This window comes from Bacillus sp. FSL R12-0074, assembly GCF_038005725.1.
GTDB lineage: Bacteria > Bacillota > Bacilli > Bacillales > Bacillaceae_G > Bacillus_A > Bacillus_A mycoides.
On record NZ_JBBOTR010000001.1, the window covers coordinates 1,811,290 to 1,835,973 of the forward strand.

General features: G+C 36.1%; 23 protein-coding genes, 4 pseudogenes and 2 other annotated features (1 of these 29 only partly in view). Of the genes and pseudogenes, 23 read left to right on the forward strand and 4 right to left on the reverse strand.

The annotated features are described in order from the left end of the window. Positions 1-80: a binding site (T-box leader), on the forward strand (it extends 166 nt beyond the left edge of the window). A gap of 67 nt (positions 81-147) precedes the next feature. Continuing rightward, positions 148-386 (forward strand) — a binding site (T-box leader). A gap of 151 nt (positions 387-537) precedes the next feature. The 6 genes from ilvE to ilvA are packed head-to-tail and all read left to right on the forward strand — an operon-like array spanning position 538 to position 7,439. Beyond that, complete coding sequence (gene ilvE / locus NSS97_RS09450) at positions 538-1,437, forward strand: branched-chain-amino-acid transaminase (protein ID WP_000528152.1); 900 nt, start codon at positions 538-540, stop codon at positions 1,435-1,437. Between the two features lie 22 nt (positions 1,438-1,459). Continuing rightward, positions 1,460-3,175, forward strand: coding sequence for an acetolactate synthase large subunit (gene ilvB, locus NSS97_RS09455; RefSeq protein WP_107887692.1), 1,716 nt, complete (start codon positions 1,460-1,462; stop codon positions 3,173-3,175). Further along, positions 3,172-3,402 (forward strand): ACT domain-containing protein, encoded by a 231-nt coding sequence (locus NSS97_RS09460; protein WP_044440462.1) that lies wholly within the window; start codon positions 3,172-3,174, stop codon positions 3,400-3,402. Before ilvB ends, NSS97_RS09460 begins: the two co-directional genes overlap by 4 nt. A gap of 14 nt (positions 3,403-3,416) precedes the next feature. Further along, positions 3,417-4,424 carry a ketol-acid reductoisomerase gene (ilvC, locus tag NSS97_RS09465; protein WP_107887691.1) on the forward strand — a complete coding sequence of 336 codons (1,008 nt, stop codon included), beginning with the start codon at positions 3,417-3,419 and terminating at the stop codon, positions 4,422-4,424. Positions 4,425-4,470: 46 nt separating this feature from the next. Further along, a complete protein-coding gene (gene ilvD / locus NSS97_RS09470; RefSeq protein ID WP_002012150.1) occupies positions 4,471-6,144 on the forward strand; it encodes a dihydroxy-acid dehydratase in 1,674 nt (557 codons plus the stop codon). A 32-nt stretch (positions 6,145-6,176) separates the two neighbouring features. Further along, complete coding sequence (gene ilvA, locus NSS97_RS09475) at positions 6,177-7,439, forward strand: threonine ammonia-lyase IlvA (protein WP_341112315.1); 1,263 nt, start codon at positions 6,177-6,179, stop codon at positions 7,437-7,439. A 99-nt stretch (positions 7,440-7,538) separates the two neighbouring features. On the opposite strand, the gene NSS97_RS09480 is transcribed toward ilvA, so the two are convergent. Further along, complete coding sequence (locus NSS97_RS09480) at positions 7,539-7,766, reverse strand: hypothetical protein (RefSeq protein WP_012260734.1); 228 nt, start codon at positions 7,764-7,766, stop codon at positions 7,539-7,541. 52 nt (positions 7,767-7,818) lie between these two features. Continuing rightward, positions 7,819-8,922 carry a CapA family protein gene (locus tag NSS97_RS09485; protein ID WP_107887690.1) on the reverse strand — a complete coding sequence of 368 codons (1,104 nt, stop codon included), beginning with the start codon at positions 8,920-8,922 and terminating at the stop codon, positions 7,819-7,821. 213 nt (positions 8,923-9,135) lie between these two features. Here NSS97_RS09485 and NSS97_RS09490 point away from each other — a divergent pair, with 213 nt between their 5' ends. From NSS97_RS09490 to NSS97_RS09500, 3 genes are all read left to right on the forward strand, one after another. Continuing rightward, positions 9,136-9,855 (forward strand): DUF554 domain-containing protein, encoded by a 720-nt coding sequence (locus NSS97_RS09490; RefSeq protein WP_341112318.1) that lies wholly within the window; start codon positions 9,136-9,138, stop codon positions 9,853-9,855. A gap of 15 nt (positions 9,856-9,870) precedes the next feature. Then, a complete protein-coding gene (locus NSS97_RS09495) occupies positions 9,871-10,737 on the forward strand; it encodes a GNAT family N-acetyltransferase (protein WP_044440472.1) in 867 nt (288 codons plus the stop codon). A 211-nt stretch (positions 10,738-10,948) separates the two neighbouring features. Continuing rightward, positions 10,949-12,163 (forward strand): multidrug efflux MFS transporter, encoded by a 1,215-nt coding sequence (locus NSS97_RS09500; RefSeq protein WP_341112322.1) that lies wholly within the window; start codon positions 10,949-10,951, stop codon positions 12,161-12,163. 55 nt (positions 12,164-12,218) lie between these two features. On the opposite strand, the gene NSS97_RS09505 is transcribed toward NSS97_RS09500, so the two are convergent. Beyond that, positions 12,219-12,980 carry a class III extradiol ring-cleavage dioxygenase gene (locus NSS97_RS09505; protein ID WP_107887689.1) on the reverse strand — a complete coding sequence of 254 codons (762 nt, stop codon included), beginning with the start codon at positions 12,978-12,980 and terminating at the stop codon, positions 12,219-12,221. Between the two features lie 209 nt (positions 12,981-13,189). On the opposite strand from NSS97_RS09505, the gene NSS97_RS09510 reads away from it, so the two are divergent. The 14 genes and pseudogenes from NSS97_RS09510 to NSS97_RS09575 form a co-directional block, all read left to right on the forward strand. Continuing rightward, positions 13,190-14,113, forward strand: coding sequence for an alpha/beta hydrolase (locus tag NSS97_RS09510; RefSeq protein WP_341112326.1), 924 nt, complete (start codon positions 13,190-13,192; stop codon positions 14,111-14,113). Positions 14,114-14,169: 56 nt separating this feature from the next. Then, on the forward strand, positions 14,170-14,775 hold the full coding sequence (locus NSS97_RS09515) for a pentapeptide repeat-containing protein (protein ID WP_002031189.1): 606 nt from the start codon (positions 14,170-14,172) through the stop codon (positions 14,773-14,775). A 122-nt stretch (positions 14,776-14,897) separates the two neighbouring features. Continuing rightward, on the forward strand, positions 14,898-15,257 hold the full coding sequence (locus tag NSS97_RS09520) for a YunG family protein (RefSeq protein WP_044440475.1): 360 nt from the start codon (positions 14,898-14,900) through the stop codon (positions 15,255-15,257). A gap of 53 nt (positions 15,258-15,310) precedes the next feature. Then, positions 15,311-16,636, forward strand: coding sequence for a bifunctional S-methyl-5'-thioadenosine deaminase/S-adenosylhomocysteine deaminase (locus tag NSS97_RS09525; protein ID WP_012260737.1), 1,326 nt, complete (start codon positions 15,311-15,313; stop codon positions 16,634-16,636). A gap of 263 nt (positions 16,637-16,899) precedes the next feature. Beyond that, the gene (locus NSS97_RS09530) at positions 16,900-17,055 is read left to right on the forward strand and encodes a hypothetical protein (protein WP_002189195.1); all 156 of its coding nucleotides are present in this window, start codon (positions 16,900-16,902) and stop codon (positions 17,053-17,055) included. Beyond that, positions 17,052-17,328, forward strand: a pseudogene (locus NSS97_RS09535) (phage holin family protein); the annotation flags it as partial. The gene NSS97_RS09530 and the pseudogene NSS97_RS09535, both read left to right, overlap by 4 nt. Next, positions 17,328-17,837: pseudogene (locus NSS97_RS09540) on the forward strand (N-acetylmuramoyl-L-alanine amidase); the annotation flags it as partial. The pseudogenes NSS97_RS09535 and NSS97_RS09540, both read left to right, overlap by 1 nt. A 99-nt stretch (positions 17,838-17,936) precedes the next feature. Beyond that, positions 17,937-18,101, forward strand: coding sequence for an N-acetylmuramoyl-L-alanine amidase C-terminal domain-containing protein (locus tag NSS97_RS30445; protein ID WP_369811979.1), 165 nt, complete (start codon positions 17,937-17,939; stop codon positions 18,099-18,101). Between the two features lie 171 nt (positions 18,102-18,272). Then, positions 18,273-18,495 (forward strand): annotated as a pseudogene (locus NSS97_RS09545) (replication-relaxation family protein); the annotation flags it as partial. Positions 18,496-18,677: 182 nt separating this feature from the next. After that, entirely contained in the window at positions 18,678-20,306 is a 1,629-nt protein-coding gene (locus NSS97_RS09550; RefSeq protein ID WP_107887687.1) for an ABC transporter substrate-binding protein, read from the forward strand. A 443-nt stretch (positions 20,307-20,749) separates the two neighbouring features. Then, positions 20,750-20,959, forward strand: coding sequence for a hypothetical protein (locus NSS97_RS09560; RefSeq protein WP_002189198.1), 210 nt, complete (start codon positions 20,750-20,752; stop codon positions 20,957-20,959). Positions 20,960-21,018: 59 nt separating this feature from the next. Further along, a complete protein-coding gene (locus tag NSS97_RS09565; RefSeq protein ID WP_002189199.1) occupies positions 21,019-21,399 on the forward strand; it encodes a BA_1872 family lipoprotein in 381 nt (126 codons plus the stop codon). A 327-nt stretch (positions 21,400-21,726) separates the two neighbouring features. Further along, a complete protein-coding gene (locus NSS97_RS09570; RefSeq protein ID WP_107887686.1) occupies positions 21,727-23,772 on the forward strand; it encodes a class I SAM-dependent methyltransferase in 2,046 nt (681 codons plus the stop codon). 27 nt (positions 23,773-23,799) lie between these two features. Next, positions 23,800-23,946, forward strand: a pseudogene (locus NSS97_RS09575) (radical SAM/SPASM domain-containing protein); the annotation flags it as partial. 166 nt (positions 23,947-24,112) lie between these two features. On the opposite strand, the gene NSS97_RS09580 reads toward NSS97_RS09575, so the two are convergent. Next, a complete protein-coding gene (locus tag NSS97_RS09580) occupies positions 24,113-24,637 on the reverse strand; it encodes a GNAT family N-acetyltransferase (protein WP_044440479.1) in 525 nt (174 codons plus the stop codon). Between the last annotated feature and the right edge of the window lie 47 nt (positions 24,638-24,684).

A 24,684-nucleotide genomic window follows, 5' to 3' on the forward strand; every position in this document is an offset into this window, starting at 1 on the left:
GTCTGATTGGACCTATGAAGCTTATATTTCGTGAGAAGTATAAGGAAGCTGAGTGGTAACGCGAAACTCTCGCCTCAGCAATCAAAGCTACTAATTTGTAGTAGTTGATTGCTGAGGCGAGAGTTTTTATTTTAAAAAATAGAATAAAAGAATGCGAGAAAGAGGAGAGTAAATGATAAAGATTGTTTCAGAGAGCCGCCCAAAGGCTGTGAGGGTGGTAACAATTGAATCATTGAAAATCACCTCGGAGCACTGCTTTTGAAGTTAGTAAAAAGTAGCGGAGTTGTTTCCGATAGAAAAATAAAAGTCTAATTGGACTTGCAGAGCTTATATTTCGTGAGAAGTGTAAGGAAGCTGAGTGGTACCACGAGTCTCTCGTCTCAGCAATGGATTGCTACAAGTGTGTAAGTAATCGATTGTTGAGACGAGTATATTTTTAAGATTAGTATACTGAATATTCTGTTAAAAATACTCATCTCAGCAATCGATATAGAAATAGGTTGCAAAAATAGAGAGAAAAAAGAGGAGCGATGTGAGATGGGAAACCAGTACATTTACATGAATGGGGAATTTGTAGAAAAAGAAAAGGCAGTTGTTTCAGTATATGATCACGGCTTTTTATACGGGGACGGTGTATTTGAAGGGATTCGTAGTTACGGAGGAAATGTATTTTGTTTAAAAGAACATGTGAAACGATTATATGAATCGGCGAAATCTATTTTACTTACAATTCCAATGACGGTTGACGAAATGGAAGAAGCAGTTTTACAAACATTGCAAAAAAATGAATACGCGGATGCCTACATTCGATTAATTGTTTCAAGAGGAAAAGGTGACTTAGGACTTGATCCGAGAAGTTGTGTGAAACCGAGCGTAATTATTATTGCAGAGCAATTAAAGTTATTCCCGCAGGAATTTTATGATAATGGACTAAGCGTTGTATCTGTTGCATCAAGACGTAATACACCAGATGCATTAGACCCACGTATTAAGTCAATGAACTATTTAAATAACGTACTTGTGAAAATTGAAGCCGCACAAGCAGGTGTACTTGAGGCACTTATGCTCAACCAACAAGGATATGTTTGTGAAGGGTCTGGAGATAATGTTTTCATTGTGAAAGATGGAAAAGTGTTAACACCTCCTTCGTACTTAGGGGCGCTAGAAGGTATTACGAGAAATAGTGTGATTGAGTTATGTGAGCGACTTAATATTCCGTGTGAGGAAAGGCCATTCACTCGCCATGACGTATATGTAGCAGATGAAGTGTTTTTAACAGGAACTGCAGCGGAACTAATTCCTGTAGTGAAAGTAGATTCAAGAGAAATTGGAGATGGAAAACCAGGAGATGTAACAAAAAGATTAACCGAAGAATTTAAAAAATTAACGAGAGAAAGAGGAGTACGTGTTCCAGGATTGGCGGAAAGTTTAGCGTAAATAGGGAGAGGAGTTAATTGAAATGGAGGAACAGTATACAGCATGTGATGAACTGCAGAGTGAAGAAACTACAGGTGCTGGACACGTTATTCAATGTTTGAAGAAATTAGGTGTAACGACCGTTTTCGGTTATCCGGGCGGAGCGATTTTACCAATATACGATGCGTTATACGAAAGTGGTTTAAAGCACGTGTTAACTCGTCATGAACAAGCTGCAATTCATGCAGCGGAAGGATATGCGAGAGCTTCTGGAAAGGTTGGGGTAGTCTTTGCTACCTCTGGCCCAGGGGCGACGAATTTAGTTACGGGTTTAGCAGATGCTTATATGGATTCGATTCCTTTAGTTGTCATTACAGGGCAAGTTGCAACGCCTTTAATTGGTAAAGACGGATTTCAAGAAGCGGATGTTGTCGGAATTACAGTACCTGTTACGAAGCATAATTACCAAGTTCGTGATGTAAATCATTTATCACGAACTGTGCAAGAAGCTTTTTACATCGCCGAAAGCGGGCGGCCAGGACCGGTATTAATCGATATTCCAAAAGATGTTCAAAATGCAAATGTAACAAGTTTCTTTAATGAAGAAGTGGAGATTCCAGGATATAAACCAGAACCTTTGCCAGACAGTTTGAAACTGAGAGAGGTAGCAAAATCAATTTCAAAAGCAAAACGCCCACTCCTTTATATCGGGGGAGGCGTCATTCATTCAGGTGGATCTGAAGAACTCATCAAGTTTGCGAGGGAGAATCGTATTCCAGTCGTTTCAACTTTAATGGGACTGGGTGCATATCCGCCGGGAGATCCGTTGTTTTTAGGAATGCTCGGTATGCATGGAACGTACGCTGCAAATATGGCAGTAACAGAATGTGACTTATTACTGGCGTTAGGTGTTCGTTTCGATGATCGTGTAACAGGAAAATTAGAACTTTTTTCTCCGCATTCGAAAAAAGTACATATTGATATTGATCCTTCTGAGTTCCATAAAAATGTAACTGTAGAGCATCCGATTGTTGGTGATGTAAAAAAGGCGCTATATATGCTGTTACATATGTCTATTTATACACAAACAGATGAATGGCTTCAGAAAGTGAAGAAATGGCAAGAAGAATATCCACTTTCATATAAGCAAAAAGAATTTGAGTTAAAACCACAGCATGTTATCAACTTAGTAAGTGAATTAACGAATGGTGATGCGATTGTCACGACAGAGGTAGGACAGCATCAAATGTGGGCTGCTCACTTTTATAAAGCGAGAAAACCACGGACTTTTCTAACATCAGGGGGATTAGGGACGATGGGATTTGGTTTTCCAGCAGCAATTGGTGCTCAGCTTGCAAAAGAAGAAGAACTTGTCATCTGTATTGCTGGTGATGCTTCTTTCCAAATGAACATTCAAGAGCTGCAAACAATTGCTGAAAATAATATTCCTGTCAAAGTATTCATCATAAACAACAAATTTTTAGGAATGGTAAGGCAATGGCAAGAAATGTTTTATGAAAACCGTTTGTCGGAATCGAGAATTGGGTCACCAGATTTTGTGAAAGTAGCAGAAGCTTACGGTGTAAAAGGGCTAAGAGCAACAAATTCGTTTGAGGCAAAAAAGGTAATGTTAGAAGCATTTTCTCATGAAGGTCCTGTCGTAGTTGACTTTTGTGTAGAAGAAGGTGAGAACGTCTTTCCAATGGTTCCGCCAAACAAAGGGAATAACGAAATGATTATGAAGAGGTGGGAAGAATGAGTCATACTTTTTCATTAGTTATTCATAATGATCCGAGCGTCTTATTACGTATAAGTGGAATTTTTGCTCGGCGTGGTTATTATATTTCATCTTTAAATTTAAACGAAAGAGATACAAGTGGTGTTTCTGAAATGAAACTAACAGCAGTTTGTACTGAAAATGAAGCAACGTTACTTGTCAGTCAGTTGAAAAAATTAATCAATGTATTGCAAGTAAATAAATTATAAGGAGTGTATGGAATATGAAAACTTATTATGAGAAAGATGCAAATTTAGAGCTATTAAAAGGGAAAACAGTTGCGGTAGTCGGATATGGATCTCAAGGTCATGCCCAAGCAAAAAATTTACGTGATTCTGGTGTGGAAGTTGTAGTTGGTGTTCGCCCTGGTAAGTCATATGAAGTAGCAAAAGCTGATGGATTTGAAGTAATGTCTGTTTCAGAAGCGGTTCGAATCGCACAAGTTGTACAAATGTTATTGCCGGATGAACAACAAGCGTATGTATATAAAACAGAAGTAGAAGAGAATCTTCGTGAAGGACAAATGTTACTTTTCTCACATGGTTTTAATATTCACTTCGGGCAAATTAATCCGCCAAGTTACGTAGATGTAGCGATGGTCGCGCCGAAAAGTCCAGGTCATCTCGTTCGCCGTGTATTCCAAGAAGGAAATGGTGTCCCAGCATTAGTCGCAGTGCATCAAGATGCAACGGGAACAGCACTACATGTAGCATTAGCGTATGCAAAAGGTGTAGGTTGTACACGTGCAGGGGTAATTGAAACGACATTCCAAGAAGAAACAGAGACAGACTTATTCGGTGAGCAAGCAGTGCTTTGCGGAGGAGTAACAGCACTTGTGAAAGCTGGGTTCGAAACGTTAACGGAAGGTGGATATCGTCCTGAAATTGCATACTTTGAATGTTTGCATGAATTAAAGTTAATTGTTGATTTAATGTACGAAGGTGGTTTAACGAACATGCGTCATTCTATTTCAGATACGGCAGAGTTTGGAGATTATGTAACAGGATCAAGAATTGTTACAGATGAAACGAAGAAGGAAATGAAACGTGTTCTTGCAGAAATTCAGCAAGGTGAATTTGCGAAGAAATGGATTTTAGAAAATCAAGCAGGGCGTCCAACGTATAATGCGATGAAAAAAGCAGAACAAAATCATCAGCTAGAAAAAGTAGGAGCAGAGCTTCGTGAAATGATGAGCTGGATTCATGCACCGAAAGAATTAGTAAAGAAATAGATTAAGAGAGTATAAGTGAAAAATATGTAAGAGGGGATTTGACAAGATGAGAAGTGACATGATTAAAAAAGGTTTTGATAAAGCTCCGCATCGTAGTTTATTAAAAGCAACTGGTTTAAAAGATGAAGATTTTGATAAACCATTCATAGCAATTTGTAATTCTTTTATTGAAATTATTCCAGGTCATAAGCACTTAAATGAGTTTGGGAAACTTGTTAAAGAAGCAGTACGTGCAGCAGGCATGGTTCCATTTGAATTTAATACAATTGGAGTAGATGACGGTATTGCGATGGGTCATATCGGTATGCGTTATTCGCTTCCGAGTCGTGAAATCATTGCAGATTCAGTAGAAACAGTTGTAAATGCACACTGGTTTGACGGAATGATTTGTATTCCAAACTGTGACAAAATTACACCAGGTATGATGATGGCTGCACTTCGAATAAACATTCCAACTGTTTTCGTTTCAGGTGGTCCGATGGCAGCGGGGAAAACATCTAAAGGGGAAGTTGTCGATTTAAGTTCTGTTTTTGAAGGGGTAGGAGCCTATCAATCTGGGAAAATTTCAGAAGAAGAATTAAAGGATATTGAAGATCATGGCTGTCCATCTTGTGGTTCTTGTTCCGGTATGTTTACAGCGAACTCTATGAACTGTTTATGTGAAGTGTTAGGTTTAGCTCTTCCTGGTAACGGGAGTATTTTAGCGATTGATCCAAGACGTGAGGAGTTAATTAAACAAGCAGCAGAAAAATTAAAAATTTTAATTGAAAGAGATATTAAACCACGCGACATTGTAACAGAAGAAGCAATTGATGATGCGTTTGCACTTGATATGGCGATGGGTGGATCAACGAATACAGTATTACACACGTTAGCACTCGCACAAGAGGCGGGGTTAGATTACGATATGAACCGCATTGATGCAGTTTCAAGGCGTGTACCGCATTTATGTAAAGTAAGTCCAGCTTCTAATTGGCATATGGAAGATATCGATCGCGCAGGCGGGATTAGTGCAATTTTGAAAGAGATGAGCCGAAAAGAAGGGGTACTTCACCTTGATCGTATAACTGCTACTGGGCAAACATTAAGAGAAAACATTGCTCATGCAGAGATTCAAGATAAGGAAGTTATTCATTCTCTAGAAAATCCTCATAGTGAAGAAGGAGGATTACGTATATTAAAAGGAAACCTTGCGAAAGACGGAGCGGTTATTAAAAGCGGAGCAACAGAAGTAAAGCGATTTGAAGGACCTTGTGTTATTTTTAATTCACAAGATGAGGCGCTTGCCGGTATTATGCTTGGAAAAGTTAAGAAAGGAGATGTAGTTGTTATTCGTTATGAAGGGCCAAGAGGCGGGCCAGGTATGCCGGAAATGTTAGCACCAACATCAGCAATTGCTGGTATGGGATTAGGAGCAGATGTTGCACTTTTAACTGATGGTCGCTTCTCTGGTGCTTCACGTGGTATTTCAGTAGGGCATATTTCACCAGAAGCAGCTGCTGGCGGAACGATTGCACTTCTTGAACAAGGAGATATTGTATGTATTGATGTTGAGGAACGCTTGTTAGAAGTGAGAGTTAGTGATGAGGAATTAGAGAAGCGTAAAAAAGGATGGAAACGACCAGAACCAAAAGTGAAAACTGGGTGGCTTGGACGTTATGCACAAATGGTAACATCGGCGAATACAGGTGCAGTTCTGAAAATCCCGAATTTTGATTGAGCCAATATAAAAAGAGATAAGGATGATATAAAATGGTGCAAAATGTAAAGGAGAGAGTGAAAATTGAAGATATCTTAATGGCTCATAATTGCATGAAAGATATCGTTATTAAAACACCGTTACAACGAGATTCAGTTTTATCTGAGAAATATGAATGTGACGTATATGTTAAGCGAGAAGATTTACAAGTTATTCGTTCTTTCAAAATTCGTGGTGCGTATAATTTAATTCAAAGTTTACCGAAAGAAAAGTTACAAAATGGTGTTGTTTGTGCAAGTGCTGGTAATCATGCACAAGGAGTTGCTTATACGTGTAATTTATTGAAGATTCCGTCAAAAATTTTCATGCCGACAACGACACCTAAGCAAAAAGTATCACAAGTTGAATTTTTCGGTGGTGATTTCGCAGACATTGTATTAGTCGGTGATACATTTGATAGTTCTTTCCAAGAGGCGCAGCGCTATTGTGTAGACAATAGGATGAAATTTGTACATCCGTTTGATGATCCGTATGTCGTTGCTGGTCAAGGAACAGTCGCTGTTGAAATTATGCATGATATGGAGAAACCAGTTGATTATATATTTACAGCAATTGGCGGTGGTGGATTAGCATCTGGTATTGGTACATATGTAAAGGGGGTTAGTCCTACTACAAAGGTAATCGGTGTAGAACCGATGGGAGCTGCATCTATGAAAGAAGCTTTTCTTCAAAATGAGAATGTTGCATTAGAAAAGATTGATAGTTTTGTTGATGGAGCAGCTGTTAAGAAGGTAGGAAAGTTAACTTTTGAAACATGTAAAGATGTAATTGATGACATAGTTTTAGTACCAGAGGGAAAGGTTTGTACGACGATTTTAGAACTGTATAAGAAAAATGCAATTGTAGCAGAGCCAGCTGGTGCGCTTTCTATCGCGGCACTTGATCTATACAGAGATGAAATAAAGGGAAAAACAGTTGTATGCACGTTAAGTGGTGGAAATAATGATATTGATAGAATGCAAGAAATGAAAGAACGATCCCTTATTCATGAAGGATTAAAGCACTATTTCATCATTGAATTTCCGCAACGTTCAGGAGCACTACGAGAGTTTCTTGATAAAGGATTAGGACCGGAAGATGATATTACTCGCTTTGAGTATATTAAGAAACATAATAAAGAAAATGGTCCAGCTTTAGTGGGGGTAGAATTAAAGCATAAGGAAGACTATGAAGCTTTAATTACTCGTTTTCAAGAAAATAACATTCAATTCGTGGAGCTTAATAAAAATCCTGTGCTGTTTGATTTACTTATTTAATAAAAGAAAAGAGTTAACATACAATTCTACTTGAAATAAAAAAGGTAGATACAAGCGGAGGGGAATCCTGCTTGTTCTATCTTTTTTATTCTTTGAAAGTTAAACGAAATACGCTCCATATTCAAGAAGGATAAAGCTAGTTAACCAAAAAAGTATTGCAATACGAATGATTACATACATTGTAAATTCAAAGGGAGTAAGTTTTCTCTCTCGCTTTATTTTTCTTAGAAGTCTAACAGAAAAAAATGAACATAAAAGCAGGATCGCTATAGATATTTTATACACGTTTTCTAACAGACTTATATTTTCTAATAAGTTTTTCAGCATATTCATCACCTATCCCGTAATGTATGTTACAGAGAAATGAATCTCGTGCTGTTTAGTTGCGTTTGTTTATTATTTTCCCAGTGTCATCAATTTCTACATCAGTTGAAACCGTTTGTAAATATTGCAGTGCTTTTTTCTTTTCTTCTTCATTTACAGGAGAAACTTGGTTGTTGCGAATGATGTAAGGATTGAATGACATTTGGACATCCTTACCTTTAAAGGTTAAAGTTAATACGCCTGTTTCGGCACTCTTTCCATTTACATAATTCGGGAATAAAAAGTTTCCTAACGAGTATGCGATAGGAACTTTATTGTAATACTCAAATCCTTGTAACCAATGCGGGTGACTTCCAACGATTGCATCAGCACCCGCCTCTACCATTTTCGGGACATATTGTTTCTGGTATTCTATTGGACGATTAGATTTTTCGACGCCCCAATGCATATAGACGATTACAAAATCAGCATCTTTCTTTTGCTCTTGAATTGTTTTTGTTACAAGATCTAGATCATATCCGTTTGCAACGCCAGGTTTATTGTCACCAGCTACCCAATTAAAGTTAGGCATAAAGCGTACAAAGGAAAGAAATTTAAACTTTTTTCCTTTTACAGTTAGTTCACGAGCAGTATAAGCATCTTCAGCATTTTTTCCGGCTCCAGTGTAAGGTAGTTTTAATTTTTCGACGTGAGAAATGGTGTCTAGTAGTCCATCTTGCCCATAATCAAGCGTATGGTTATTGCCAATGTTCACGATGTCATATCCGGTGTTTTTAATGGCTTGTAGTGTGGATGGATCACTTTTAATCCAAAATTGTTGCCCAGGTACTTTTTTTTCTCTCGTTGTAAATGCTGACTCTAAATTAACAAAAGAAATATCAGCTTTCGTTATTTCTTCTTTTACGTGTTGGAATGGATAATCAGCCCCATTTTTTTCGATTATGGGACGTAATTGCCAATCGAACATTGTATCACCAGAGAAGGTGAGTGTGATTTCAGGGTCTTCGGTTTTCTTTTCGCTTTTTGAAGCTGTTTTACTAGATTTGTTTTGCATATCAGGTTTGTCTTTCGCTTTTGAAATAAAAGAGTAGTTGATTAATAAAACAATTGGTGTAATGAAAAAGGCTATTAACAGAAATCGTTTTAGTAAAGTTTTCATAAATACCTTCCCTTTTGAGTTTATCCCGCAATTAGATTAACAATGAATCTACTAAAGGCAATCGGTCTTTGTATAGTTACAAAAAAATAGCGGGTTATGTAGTGAAAAACGTTTGTTAATATTCACGATATTACGTTAACATATAGGTAACCTGTAAATCAATGTATAAACCAAAATATAGAAATAAAGAATTCGAAGGGTGAAGAATGAGAAATGGTTATATTAGGAGCAGTTGTAAATGGGATTTGTATTATATTTGGTACTTTACTTGGTAAATTATTTAGTGCGATTCCAGAAAGTATGAAGGGAACAATTATGCATGCAATTGGTTTAGCGGTTACTGTACTTGGACTTCAAATGGCATTAAAAAGTAAAAATTTTCTTGTTGTCATACTAAGTTTAGTTATTGGTACGGTAATCGGAGAATGGCTACAATTAGAAGAAAGGTTAAAACTGTTAGGGGATTGGCTAGAAAATAAAGTTGGATCGAAAGGGAAAGGGAGCATATCAGAAGGCTTTGTAACAGCCACGCTTATTTTTGCAATCGGAGCGATGGGGATACTTGGTGCATTGGACAGTGGGATTCGCGGAAATCATGATATTTTATTTACAAAGGCGATTATCGATGGATTCATTTCTATTATATTAACGACAACTCTAGGAATTGGCGTAGTATTTTCAGCGATTCCAGTGATTTTATATGAGGGAGGTATTGCAGTTTTTGCAACACAAATTAATAGTTTTGTACCAGAGAAATTAATGAATCAATTTATAGTGGAAATGACAGCAACTGGTGGTATTATGATTTTTGCAATTGGATTAAACTTACTTGGATTCATTAAAATTAAAGTAGCAAATTTACTTCCAGGGATATTAGTAGTTGGAATAATTGTTTCAATTATATATATTTACGGCTTGATATCAAGTTATTAGGGGGGAGGGATGTATATGGAGGAATTTCAATTTACAAAACGTGCACATAAAATATTGGAGATTGCAACGCGAGAGGTTGAGTGTAATAAAGGTATTATTCATCCTATGCATCTATTTATAGGAGCTTGTAAGGAAGGTAATGGAGTTTGCGCGGAGTTACATATGTATTTATTTCACACGGTGGGTATGGATTTTTTAGCAAAGGTATCGCTACTTCAACAATATTATGCAAATGAAATAGAATACATAAATGTTGGGGAGTTTAAAGTTTCAAATAAGACGATAGAAGTTTTACAAGTAGCAAAGAAACGGATGGACCGTTTTCAGCAAGTATTAATAAATGAAGGGCATGTTTTATATGCACTGTTTCAAGTTGATACAGTTATTGAAAAGGTTATAAGTAAAAACGTGCAAAAAGAGCTGCTAAGTATTACATCTGAGTCAAGAGACTTAACCGTTGATTTAAAAAGATTTAATCCTATTTATAATAATTTAAATTTTAATGTTAGAAGAGCTGTCTTTTCTGATTTTGAAAAGTTGGCACGTTTTGTTAAGGATGAATTTGGTGAACGTTGGTTAAAATCTTTAGATTATGGATTTCGGACATATAAAGAGGAGTTGCCTATTTTTATTGCTGAGCAGGAAGGAGCAATCATTGGTTTCGCTTGTTACGATGTTGTGAGAGGAAAAAAAGGGTTGTTTGGCCCGATGGGTACAGCGAAACATAATCGTGTGAACGGTGTTGGGAAGACGTTATTGAATCACTGTTTATATAACATGAAGAAAAGCGGATATGAGTATGCAATTATAGGACAAGCAGGTCCGATTGAGTTTTATGAGAGGTGCTGCAATGCACGTTTAATACCGATAGAGGATAATTAACCAACTCCATTTGCGGTGGAGTTGGTTTTATTATGAAAATAGTGCGTCGATGTAGTGAGGATTTGTGAATCAGGATGTTGATTTTTGTTAAAAACATTTGTATTTTTTTGAAAATAACGGGAGTTGTAATTAATATTACGTATAAATCAAATTACTAAACTTTTTCCAGGAAACGGTGTAGAATGGGTATCTAATGAAAGAAGGTGTGAAAATGGCCAGCTGGAAACGAAATTTAATGATTTGTTGGCTAGGTTGTTTTACCACTGCAGCCGGTATGAGTTTAGTAATTCCTTTTTTATCTTTTTATATTGAGGAATTAGGGGTGACCGGCACTGCTAGTATTGCACAGTGGTCGGGACTTGCATTTGGTGTAACATTTTTAATGGGTGCGATTGTATCACCGATATGGGGAAAGCTCGGTGATATACATGGACGGAAATTGATGCTTATACGTGCTAGCCTTGGTATGGCGATAATTATGACGCTTATGGGGTTTGTGACAGATGTGTATCAATTAGTCCCACTTCGGTTTTTAATGGGATCGGTATCAGGTTTCCTTTCTACAGCGATGACACTTATTGCTGCAGAAACTCCGCAAGAACATTCAGGTTGGGCAATTTCTACAATTTCAACTGGAGGCGTGAGCGGTTCATTACTTGGGCCGATACTCGGAGGTTATTTGTCAGAGTTAATTGGAATGCGCCATGTTTTTCTAGTTACAGGAGCTTTCTTATTCCTTTCCTTTCTTATCGTCTTTTTCTTCTTACATGAGGAGAAACATTCTGCTAAAGAAAAAAAGGCACAGCCGAAGAAAGTATGGACGATGGTCCCTGCAAAACATTTAATAATAAGTTTATTTGTAGCAACGTTTATTATTCAGCTTGCAAATATGTCGATTCAACCTATTATTACGTTGTACGTAAAGCATTTGGCAGGACCAGGAACAGATCATATTGAAATGCTTGCAGGTGCAGTCATGTCTGCGACAGGATTAGCAGTAATTTTAGCAGCTCCTAAGCTAGGAAGATTATCAGATCATATTGGACCTCAAAAAACGTTAGTTGTAGCGTTGTTTGCTGCAGGAATTATTTTTATTCCGCAAGCATTTGTAACCTCAGCTTGGCAACTATTAATTCTTCGCTTTTTATTAGGTATTGCACAAGCAGGACTATTACCTTCCGTACAAACTCTACTAAAACAACATACGCCAACCCATGTAACGGGACGAATATTTGGATATAATCAATCGTTTCAGTTTTTAGGAAATATGATTGGGCCAGTACTTGGTGGACAAATTGCAGCTCATGCAGGCTTCCAATATGTTTTCTTCTCTACATCATCACTATTATTTATTGCGTGCATTTGGGTTTATTTTCATAGTAAGAACGAAGAGGTATCAGAGAAACGACATTTGGAAGTTAGTTAACTATGTGAATGAAAAACAGAAAAAGGATGAAGCAATATTGCTTCATCCTTTTTCATTAAAATTGAAGGCAAAGATAACTTAATGTACCAAGCTCGTAGCTACGGTGAATGACCGTACCGTCGTTCTCACCACTACCCATCGCGATAAATAGAGGAACAAAATGTTCCGCTCTTGGTACAGCTAATTGTGCATGAGGAGCATTTCTTTCCCAGTTAAACAATGCATCTTTATCGCTAGTATGCATATGATTTATAATCCAATCATCAAATTCAATCGCCCATTGTTCCGGAGTTGTTTCATTCCATTTTAATGCTCGTAAATTATGAACAGTAACTCCGCTGCCGATTACTAAAATATCTTCTTGTCCAAGTCCTTTTAGTGCTTTTCCAATTTCAAATTGTTCTTTTGCAGGAAGGAATGGATTTACTGATATTTGTACGACAGGAATATTGGCTTCTGGGTACATACGATGCAGGAGTGTCCATGAACCATGATCTAAACCTCTCGTCATATTATGATGGACTGGAATGCCTTTGTTTTTAAATTTTGTTTCTAGCATAGACGCAATGCTAGAAGAGCCTTTCGCATGATATTTGATTTCGTATAGCTCAGGAGGAAAACCTCCAAAGTCATAAATTGTTTCATATACTTCATCTGAAGAGGAGATCGTTAATACTTCACTTTCCCAGTGAGCGGTAAAAATAACAATAGCTTTCGGTTTATATGTTTCTCCAAGTGTCTTTAAAAAGCGTGTATAGTCTGTATCTTGAATAGCAAGCATAGGTGATCCATGTGCTAAAAATAGTGAGGGCATCATGATTAAAACCTCCTAAAAATATATTAATTACTTTATGTAAGTAACTATATAATTTTATTTTAAATTCGTCAAGATAATAGTTTAATATGTAATCGGAAAAATAGATCATTTGTCATAATGAAAGCAATTGCATATAATACATAATAAGAATAATGAATGTTTATTCATTATAAAAAAAGATATACATAATAGATTTGGAGGCTGTCGGAATGAGCATACAGGAAAATTTCGTTACGGCATTGGATAAATCGGAAATTTACTTGCGTAAATGGTTACCAGAAGGAAATCCGCGGGGAATTGTTCAAATTGCACATGGTATGACAGAACATGCAGGTGTTTATACAGAATTTATTGATGCCTTATTAGAAGCAGGATATGGTGTTTATGCTCATGATCATAAAGGGCATGGAAAAACAGTAAAAAGAGAAGAAGACTATGGTCATTTTGAACCAAATGTAGGTTGGAATCAGGCTGTGTCTGATGTTATCTTTGTTTCGGAAATGATAAAAGAAGAGCAGACATGCCCGTTATTTTTACTTGGACATAGTATGGGTTCTTTTTTATCAAGACGTGCTGTACAATTTAAAGGTGAATTATATGATGGATTCCTTATTTCAGGAACTGGTGGAAATCCAGGGCTTTTAGGAAGTATCGGTCATAAAGTAGCGACAATTGAGATGAAACTACGCGGGCCCAAAACGAAAAGTCCGATGCTGAACTTCTTATCTTTCGGAAACTTCAATTCGCACTTTAAGCCAAATCGTACGAAATTTGATTGGTTATCTTCAGATATTAATCAAGTTGATAAATATATTGCGGATCCGTTATGTGGATTTATTTGCACGACTAGTTTTTACCGAGAATTGTTTCATGGAGTTCTAGAAGTAAATAAAATAGAAGAATACAAGAAGACACCAAAAAATCTTCCAATACATATATTATCTGGTGATCGTGATCCTGTTGGGGATATGGGGAAAGGTGTAAAAGAAGTATACGAAAACTATAAAAAATGTGGTGTGAAAGATGTAACACTTCGTTTATATGAAAATGGTAGACATGAAATGTTCCATGAAGTGAATAGAAAAGATGTATTTCAAGATTTGATTTCATGGTTAGATGAGCATATTGTATAAGAAGAAACCTCACTTCATGCTGAAGTGAGGTTTTTTGAAAAATTGGAGGATTGATTATGAGTGAATTTGTAAATAAAGAATATGTAGAAATAGATTTTCAAGATGTCTGGATAAAAGACGAGGAATTGAAAAATTGTACCTTCATAAAATGCCGTTTTAGAGGGATAGATGCATCAGAAGTTTTTACTAAAAATTGTAATTTCATAGAATGTGATTTTACTGGTACCCTTTTTAATGCTTCTATCCATCAAGGAACTACGTTTGCTAATTGTAGGTTTTTTGGTGCGAATTTATTTGTATCTAAGTTTGAAGAATGTAAAATGACTGGTTCGGATTTCGAAGAGGCGAATTTAGACGGAATAACAATTATATCAGGCGATTGGTCATATACGAATTTAAGGTTTGCGAACTTGAGTAAACAAATGTTAAAGGGTATTCGTTTAATTGAAGCTGACCTATATGAATGTAATTTAGAAAAAGCAGATTTGCGTGAAGCGGATTTAACGGGCGCACAATTAGGTAAGGTGAAACTTAGTGGGGCGGATTTAAGAGGAGCTGTAGTTGATAGAGTTGATTTTAAAGCTTTTGATTTAAAAAACGTGAAATTAGATATAGCGCAGGCGGTTGCAGTCGCGAGATGTTATGGAGCAAAGGTGAATTAAATCATTTGTAACACCGTTCAATATATTGAACGGTGTTACAAATAGTAATGATTTTTAAAAATTGCCTTTTACCGCTTTTATAATATGATGTGTGAAATTGCTAATGTCAGGAGATGCTGAATATGGATAGCATAAAGATTAAACAACTATATGAAGCATTAAGACAATCTTGGTCAATAGAAACGAGTTCTAAGTGGACGAGCGAAAGCCCAGCAAAGGGACAATGTGGTGTAACGGCCCTTATTGTCCAAGAATTGTGCGGGGGAGAGATAATAAAGACGAAGATAGGTGAAGTATGGCATTTCTACAATAAAGTAGATGGGAAAAGGTATGATTTTACTAGGACCCAATTTCATGAAACATTAAACTATATGGACATGAAGTCGAGCCGTGAAGAAGCATTTGCAGATACAAATGAAAAACAATATAGCATTTTGAAGGAAAAGACAACGAAAGAATTAAAATTATCTTTTGACTCTTAATCTTCAATAAGTTACTATAGTGGTGGTAACTAATTAAAGGGAACTTCATAGAGTTGAAAGGGGAAATACTTTTGAAAACAACTTATGTAAACGCTACAATTGCAACGATGAATGAACAAAATGAAGTGATAGAAAATGGATATATCATTGTAGAAAATGATCAAATTATAGATGTAAATAGCGGAGAATTCGCTAACGATTTTGAAGTAGATGAAGTAATTGACATGAAAGGAAAGTGGGTTTTACCAGGGCTTGTCAATACACATACACATGTTGTTATGAGCCTTTTGAGAGGTATCGGAGATGATATGTTATTGCAGCCATGGCTTGAGACGAGAATTTGGCCACTTGAAAGTCAGTTTACGCCAGAGCTTGCGGTCGCTAGCACGGAATTAGGATTACTTGAAATGGTGAAAAGTGGTACAACATCATTCTCTGATATGTTTAATCCTATTGGAGTAGACCAAGATGCAATTATGGAAACGGTATCAAGGAGTGGAATGCGTGCTGCTGTTTCAAGAACTTTATTTAGCTTCGGAACGAAAGACGATGAAAAGAAAGCAATTGAAGAAGCTGAGAAATATGTGAAGCGTTACTATAACGAAAGTGGTATGTTAACTACGATGGTTGCACCGCATAGTCCATATACATGTTCCACAGAACTGTTAGAAGAGTGTGCTCGTATTGCAGTAGAAAATCAAACGATGGTTCATATTCATCTTTCTGAAACAGAGCGTGAAGTACGTGATATTGAAGCACAGTATGGGAAGCGTCCAGTAGAATATGCAGCAAGTTGCGGATTGTTTAAACGCCCAACAGTTATTGCGCACGGTGTAGTATTAAATGAAAATGAGCGTGCATTTTTAGCAGAACATGATGTTCGAGTAGCTCATAACCCAAATAGTAATTTAAAACTAGGTTCTGGTATAGCGAATGTAAAAGCGATGCTAGAAGCAGGAATAAAAGTAGGAATTGCAACAGATAGTGTGGCGTCTAACAACAATTTAGATATGTTTGAAGAAATGCGTATAGCGACTTTATTACAAAAAGGTATTCATCAAGATGCAACAGCATTACCAGTTGAAACAGCTCTTTCTCTTGCGACAAAAGGAGCTGCGGAAGTAATTGGTATGAAACAAACGGGATCACTTGAGGTTGGTAAGTGTGCTGATTTTATTACGATTGATCCATCTAATAAGCCACATTTACAACCGGCAGATGAAGTGTTATCACATCTTGTGTATGCAGCTAGTGGAAAAGATATAAGCGATGTAATTATTAATGGTAAACGTGTCGTTTGGAATGGTGAATGTAAAACGTTAGATGAAGAGCGTATTATATTTGAAGCAAGTCGTTATAAACGAGGTTTACAAAGATAGGTATTTATATACCAGTTGAGAAAGCTATCCTTTCTAGAAAATAGAATAGGGTAGCTTTTTTTATTGAACGAATAAATATTCAAAAGAATGTCGCATCTTTCTATTGGTATTTCTGCTGCAATATGGGCTGCATTAGGAGATAGTATTACATCACTAAATTATGCAGACATTCCTTATTGGAAAGTGATTAGTAATGCTAATAATATAATTACTATGGTATTTCGGGGTTTCGTATAGCAGTGTGGGAAGGACACGACCGGCCAATGTGTACAAGATATGCAAACATGACCGATGACGCAGATATCATTACTGTTTTCGGAGGTACAAATGATTACGGGAATACGGTTACACTGGGAACAATAAACAGTGTAGATACAGGTGCTTTTTACGGAGCATTGAACGTCCTGTGTGCAGGTTAAAAAGTAAAGTTGGCTTCAAAGGCATCGCCAAAAAGGTGGTGCTTTTTCTTTTGAGTGGAGTGGAAACCCAATTAGGTACAGCACTTGGAGGTAATAGTGCTATTCGTGAAGCGACAATTTTTTATCGGAAATGAGTTGCTTTCACTTTTAGAAAACGCTGGTCGTATGGGAATTCCGCTACCTTCAGCACTAACGAATGCAGTTGAAATTTTAGGTGGCAAGAGCAATAAGACAAGTTCTGAATATGATAATAAGAAAGGAGATGTTGAATAATGACACGTTATAGTTTACACGGAGGGCACAACAGTATTGTACAAGGGGCTAATTCCGGAAATCGAAAAGAGCATATTATGGACCGTCAGGTGAAAGATGCGGTGGCAGCTAAGTTAAGAGCTTTAGGACACACAGTCTATGATGATACAGACGAAGTAGGAAGCACTCAAGCGCAAAATTTAAATAATATCGTTCGTAATAGTAATTCCCATAATGTGGATTTGGTTGTTTCTTTTCATCTTAATTCAAGTGATGGGAATGGGCAGGGTGTGGAAGTTCTGTATTATGATCAGAAAGAGCTGGCGGCTAAAATCTCAGCTCAACTAGCAAAAGATATTGGATGGCGTGATCGTGGTGCGAAACAACGTACTGATTTAGCCGTATTGAATGGAACTAAAGCACCAGCTATTCTTATCGAATTAGGATTCATCGATAACGAATCCGACATGGCTAAATGGAATGTTGATAAAATCGCAAATTCTATCGTATATGCTCTAACGGGACAAACTGTTGGGGATGGTGGAGGAAACGGCGGTTCTAATGGTGGATATCAATATGTTAAGTCTGGTGAATTCGGGACAAACTATCTAAATGAAGCGATTCAAGCTATGGTTGAACGAGGAACAAAGGGAAAAGTTGTTGTTAATCCATTAACAGGTCTTGCTTATATCCAAACTGAGGTATTGCCTAATTCAGAACTAGATAAAATCACTTGGTGGATGGATACTCGACCAGGTGGTAAGTGGTGGTATGAATATATTAAAGTGAATTAATAATTTTTTTAACAAAAGAATAGTTTGGTGACAAAAAATAAAAGCCGTTAATTACGGCTTTTATTTTTATTTTTGAGGATGAGCTATCTCCATTCTCTTTTATTCTTTTTTCGTGTTCTTTCTTTATTTCATCTGGAATGATGATTTCAATGTTACCCCATATTTTTTTATATTCCTGATGTGAAATTTCGTGACGAAGAAGGGATACTTCATGGAGTCGAAGTAGATCGGTCACAGAAAATGAAAGTGAATGAAGAGAAGTTAAAAAAGTATGAAGAGTTCACACAAATATATAAGCAGAAATATAACGGGAAGATGCCAGTCATTCATTTCTTTACAGTTACCAGCTAAGTATGATGTGTTTGTGAAATTGTATGTAATAGAAGAAATATAAAAAGTGCTAACAAATTTGCAAACGAACTTGCTAACACCTATACGAAATAGACATAAAATATCGCTGATACGTCGCTAAATAAAATGAGAATAATTAACGACTAATAATGAATAATGGTTTATTATAATGGAAGCAACAAAATATAACGTTTTATAATATTTTATATTTAAGGAGAGCAATTCATGAAGCGAAAAAAGAGCCGTTTAATGGTAATGGCACTTGTTACATCTTTATTTTTAACAGCTTGTAATAATAAAGCGAATAAAAGTGATGTAGAAGCTAAAAAACAAGTGTTAAATGTAACAGTATCAGAAGAAATTCCTTCCCTTGATACTACGAAAACGATGGATGGTACATCAGCACACGTTATGCAAAACATATTTGAAGGATTGTATGTGATAGATGATCAAGATAATCCAACTCCCGCTATAGCAAAATCGTTTGAAAGAAGTAAAAATGGTAAAAAATATACATTTGATTTGCGTAAAGATGCAAAATGGTCAAATGGAGACAGTGTAACAGCAAATGATTTTATGTTTGCGTGGAAACGTGCAGTTAACCCTGAAACGGCATCTCAATATGCATACATGCTCTTTTATTTAAAAAATGCGAAAGAAATAAATAAGGGAACAATGCCACTTGATGAACTTGGGGTTAAAGTTATAAATGATTATAAGTTAGAAGTTGAACTAGAACAGCCAATTCCGTATTTTTTACAGTTGTTAGCGTTACCTATATACTTACCACAGCACGAATCATTTTTAAAAGAACAAGGAAAGAATTATGCATTGGAACCTAGTAATCTCATATATAACGGTCCATTTGTATTAGAGAAGTGGAAGCATGAACAAGAATTTCAATTAAAGAAAAATGATACATATTGGGATAAAAAGAAAGTGAAATTAGAAGAAATAAACTTTCAAATTGTGAAGGATACAATGACAGCAGTAAATTTATATGAAGCTGGCGATTTGGATCGAGTACCAATTAATTCTCAATTTGTAGACAAGTATAAAGGGAATAAGCAATTGCATATGTCGAGCGATCCTGGAATTGCTATGCTCCGTTTTAATGAAAAAAATAATGCGTTAGCAAATAAGAAAGTGCGTCAGTCTATCTCATTAGCGTTAAATAAAGAAGATTTTGTTGCTCACTTTATTAATAACGGGGCAAAACCTGCAAGTGGACTTGTACCAGTTGGTCATGTAAATGAAGAGACTGGTAAAGATTTTAGAAAAGAAAACGGAGATCTTTCTCCATATGATTTGCAAAATGCGAAAAAGATTTGGGAAGAAGCGAAAAAAGAACTTGGAGTAGAACAAATAAAACTCGAGTTTTTAACGTTTGAACAAGATAACGCAAAACGTATGGCGGAATATATAAAAGGTGACTTAGAGAAGAATTTGCATGGATTAACGATACAAATTAAACAACAGCCATTTAAGCAAAAATTACAATTAGAACAAACAGGTGATTACGATATATCTATGGTAAATTGGGGACCAGATTATAAAGATCCAATTAGTTATTTAGAGCTATTTACGACAAGTAATCCAAATAATAAAATGAATTATTCTAATCCTCATTACGATGAGCTAATAAAAAAAGCTAAAAATGATCTTATACTAGATCAAAAGAAAAGATGGGAAGCGTTGCGAGAAGCTGAGCAGGTCATATTAGAGGACGCTGCGGTAGCACCGCTTTATCATATTGGTTCCGCTTATGTACAAAAGGATTATGTAAAAGGAATTGAAAAGCATCAATTTGGTGGCGTTTATACTTATAAGAATGCTTATATCGCTAATGAATAAATACAAAAAACCTTACTTTTTAAAAAGTAAGGTTTTTTTAAAGAGTACATGGAATAAGGGAATACAGTACAAATCAGCATACAAACAATCTCTTGTTGTAACTATGTTTGTTTTTAATTATATAAAAAATATTAGATTATATATTTTGTCATTGATATACTTAAAAGGTAATTGAGGTATTAAGATGAATCGATAGAGATGTTTGTGTGGAATTATTTGAGTATTATAAAAATAAGGGAGCTTAAGTGTTTGATTTGAACGGGGCTTTTTCTATATGAATTAATTGGTATGTATAATACTTGGGGATATTAATTTGGGAATCTCGGGGGATCCTTTGAAGCTAGAAAAAGCAGAGTCAAATTCCATGTACCATTAGGTCCTGGTGTAGGTTTATGGGGATTTGGTTTAGAAGTTAATGTTAAGGAATAAAGGGGATAATTAGTATGAATAAGAAAGTAAAAAGATTTAAATATTTTATGGTTGTATTAGCCTGCATTGCAATTTTTGGTACAATTTTACCTAATGCATTAGATCCAAATGAAACATTAGCAGGTAAAATTTCAATTGCAGTTTTTGGCATAGTTGGTACTTGTTTATTATTTTCTATTACTTATTTTATTATAAAAACAGCTATTTTAAGAGGTGGGAAATAAGATGGTACAAAATTTAGAGTTAGAATTTTAATTCATATACATAAAAAAGGAGAATTTCTATGAAATTACTACGTTTATTTATGATTTTCACTCTTGTTGTATTGTTAAGCGCATGCAATACAGCAACACAAGTCACAAAGGTTCAAAAAAATGGCGAAACGACTTTGAAAATTGGTTCGTTGCAAGGGTATTACGATGTGCAAACGATTAAAGCTGAAAAAGGAAATGTGGAAATTCCTTATGAAGCAGCCGTTGAAGAAGGTACGATTTTATTGCAAGTTACAAAAGGTGATAAGGTTATTTATGAAGAAGAAGTCACTTCTCAACAAGAAGGTCTGCTTTCTTTTGAAGCGCCAAAATCCGGGTCATATGATTTAATTGTACGAGTGAAGGGTGAAAAAGAGAAAGCAAAAGAAATTCAAATACATACTAATCTGTGAAAAAATGGCAAGTGGAGTGCACCCGCTTGCCGTTTCTATTTTCGGTTGATTCTATCACAACATATGTTTATCAATTTAAGAAATGCTTCGCTGAGTCCTGCTGTTTATTCCGCCGAAATTCCTGATGAAGTTAAAATAAGAGATGAACAAAAGAATGTGTTACAAACTTGGCATGTTAGAAACGAAATTGATAACTCTCTTTTACATGATAAAAAGACTGGGTTTGATGCATTTGTATTTGAAAGAGATATAGATGGTAAAGGGGGCATAAGGTGATAATCTTTTTAGAGAAGATGTCCCAGACCATACTACTGATATTGATTATATATGGGGGTAAATAAGTTGGAAAATATTGAGGTTCTAAATAAATACATTGAAGGGTTTTCTAATACTCTCCCTACGTGGTTAAAGTATCTAATCGAGGCAGAGGAGATACATCAAAACTATGAGAATGTACAAGTACTTGGTGAATTAAAAACAGATGCGGTGTTGTACTATGTACACCGTACGCTGCAAGTGTTAGATGGATTGTCTTTAGATGAAGAAGCGTATCGCATTATTGAAAAAGTACTAACGTATAGTGAGCTTGCAAAGGTAGGCTCTTTAAAACAGCGAGAGAAATGGAAGAAGAACGGAATCAATCTATTGGTACATAACGAGGGTTCTGCTGATATCTTTAGTGATATTCAGTTTATCGAACATATAGAGACAAACTTAAACTCTACTGAGTATTTGTTTGTTCGAGATTTAATTAGAACACATGGATTAATCGGGCAGTATATCCGCGGAGAGGCTCGTTTGAACTCTCATATTGATTTAATTGACACATATAAAGAAGAATACGGAGACGTTAGGTTAAAGGAGATTCTATACTATCTTAATCAATGTATTATTGAAGGTGTATCAAAATCTTTGTGGAGCGAAGTAAAGAACGATGTGAAGATTACAATTGATGGGCTATTTGATGGTTATGTGGAGCCATTTACTTCTCGTGTACATAGACTCACGCCAAAACATAAGGAGTCAGTATTTGAAAAAGATATAATTATGGGGAGCGAGAAGAGAGACGTTCAAACATTTTTATCTGATAAGGATTTGTGGTATGTAGAACCGTCTATGCATGCCCTTAGCTTCGAGGATATTTGGACAGTTTTTGTTATGTTAAAGAACGAGATAGGCACTAGAAAGGTTCAGCATATCCATTTCGAGAAATTGATGCAGCAGTTGCACTATGATTTCAAAGGCGAGAAGAAGGACAACGTGTATCGTAAGCGGGTTATTGAGAAGTATCTACGGGAGTACCGTGAGAACGAGAAGCCGAATACAACACATGTTTCTTTTGAGGTTAAAGTCGATGAAGATATGAAGACTGCGTATGTGTCGTTTCAGTTTTCTGCTGTAGGTGAAGCGTTAATCATCTTCTGTGTAGAGGCAGAAAAGATAGATATGATGCATGCTCGGGCAAATGTACTGCTCTTTGATTTCTTCGGGTTACGAAAGGATGCATATGATAGATTCCATAACGAAGAAGTGTATTTGGAGCATATGAATAGTTCGGCTGATGATAAACGAATTATTCTTGATTATATAAAGGGAGATACGATTGTAGATGTCGGATCCGGTGGTGGTGTTATGCTAGACATGATTGAAGAAGAGACCGAGGATAAACGAATCTACGGTATCGATATTTCCGAAAATGTGATTGATACGTTGAAAAAGAAGAAACAGGACGAAAGTCGTTCTTGGGACGTCATTAAAGGGGATGCTATCAACTTAGGTAGCTCGTTTGATAAAGAATCGGTTGATACGATTGTGTATTCTTCTATCCTTCATGAGCTGTTCTCTTATATTGAGTATGAAGGTAAGAAATTCAATCATGAAGTAATTAAAAAAGGGTTACAGAGTGCTTACGAGGTGATAAAGCCAGGAGGTCGTATTATCATTCGTGATGGCATCATGACTGAAGATAAAATGTTAATGCGTGTGATTCATTTTAAAGATGCAGGTGGAATGAAGTTCTTAGAGCAGTATGTCCGTGAATTTAAGGGGCGTATAATCCAGTATGAGGTACTTGCAGACAATACAGTCAAAATGCCTGTTAACGATGCGATGGAGTTCTTATATACGTATACATGGGGTGAGGATTCCTTCGTTCACGAGGTGCAAGAGCAGTTTGGAATCTTTACGACAAACGACTATAAGGATTTCGTAAAGGGTATCTTTGGAGATAAAGTAAACATCGTTCAAGCTATGAACTATTTACAGGATGGATATACACAACATCTTAGCGAGAAAATCGATTTTAAAGATGAGTCTGGGAATGCGGTTGTGCTACCGGATAGTACGTTCTTTATGGTTTTAGAAAAGAGGTAATGATATTGAAAACTTATAAAAAGTTTAGTTTGTGGGTTTCGATATGTTTGTGGAGGATCTCGTTCTAAAGCATATGCAATGACGGGAGATTACATGGAAAGCGAACCTTTCTGTGTATACATTCCAAAAGCATTGCGAAAACAGAAAAAGAACGTAAAAAAGGGACATGAGTAAGAATATGCTCATGCCCTTTGTTTAGATTATATAATTTATTGTACTTCGCATCAGTCGTATGATGATCTAAGAAATGAAAAACGCTCGGTTTCCCATCTTTCGTTAAAAATCCACTATCTTGATTCATTATGCTGAAACGAGTTTTTACGTATAATTTCTATTAAACTCATTTTAATAAAGAATAATAATTCGTATCATATGGAATATCATCTTGATACATATAATTTTTTAGAACACCTTCTTTTTCAAACCCTAATTTTAATAGCACTTTATTTGAAGCCTCATTTTCAAGAAAGACAATTGCTCCGATACGTTTTAAATGAAGTGTGTGGAAACCGTATGATATAACTTCAGAAACCGCTTCAGTCGCATATCCATTTCCCCAGTGTTCAGGCAAAAAGGCATAACTTATATTTGCTCGTTTATGTTCGGAAGACCAATCATGAAAACCAATTGTTCCAATGAGCCCTTTCTTGTCTTTTAATTCGATTCCCCATTTAATGCCGCTTCTTGCGTTGTACCCCAATTTAAAATTAGTAAGGATTTGTTTTACTTGATCCAAATTTTGCAATGGTTTTTGGCCATAATGGCGCAGGACATCAGTATTAGAAAAGCATTGTAGTATACTCGGTGCATCTTCGTCGGTAAGTTCTCGTAAAATGAGTCGGTTGGTTTTTAATATAGGAAACATGCTTTCACTCCATTTCTTCTGAAACTAGAATGTGTTGTTATTATATA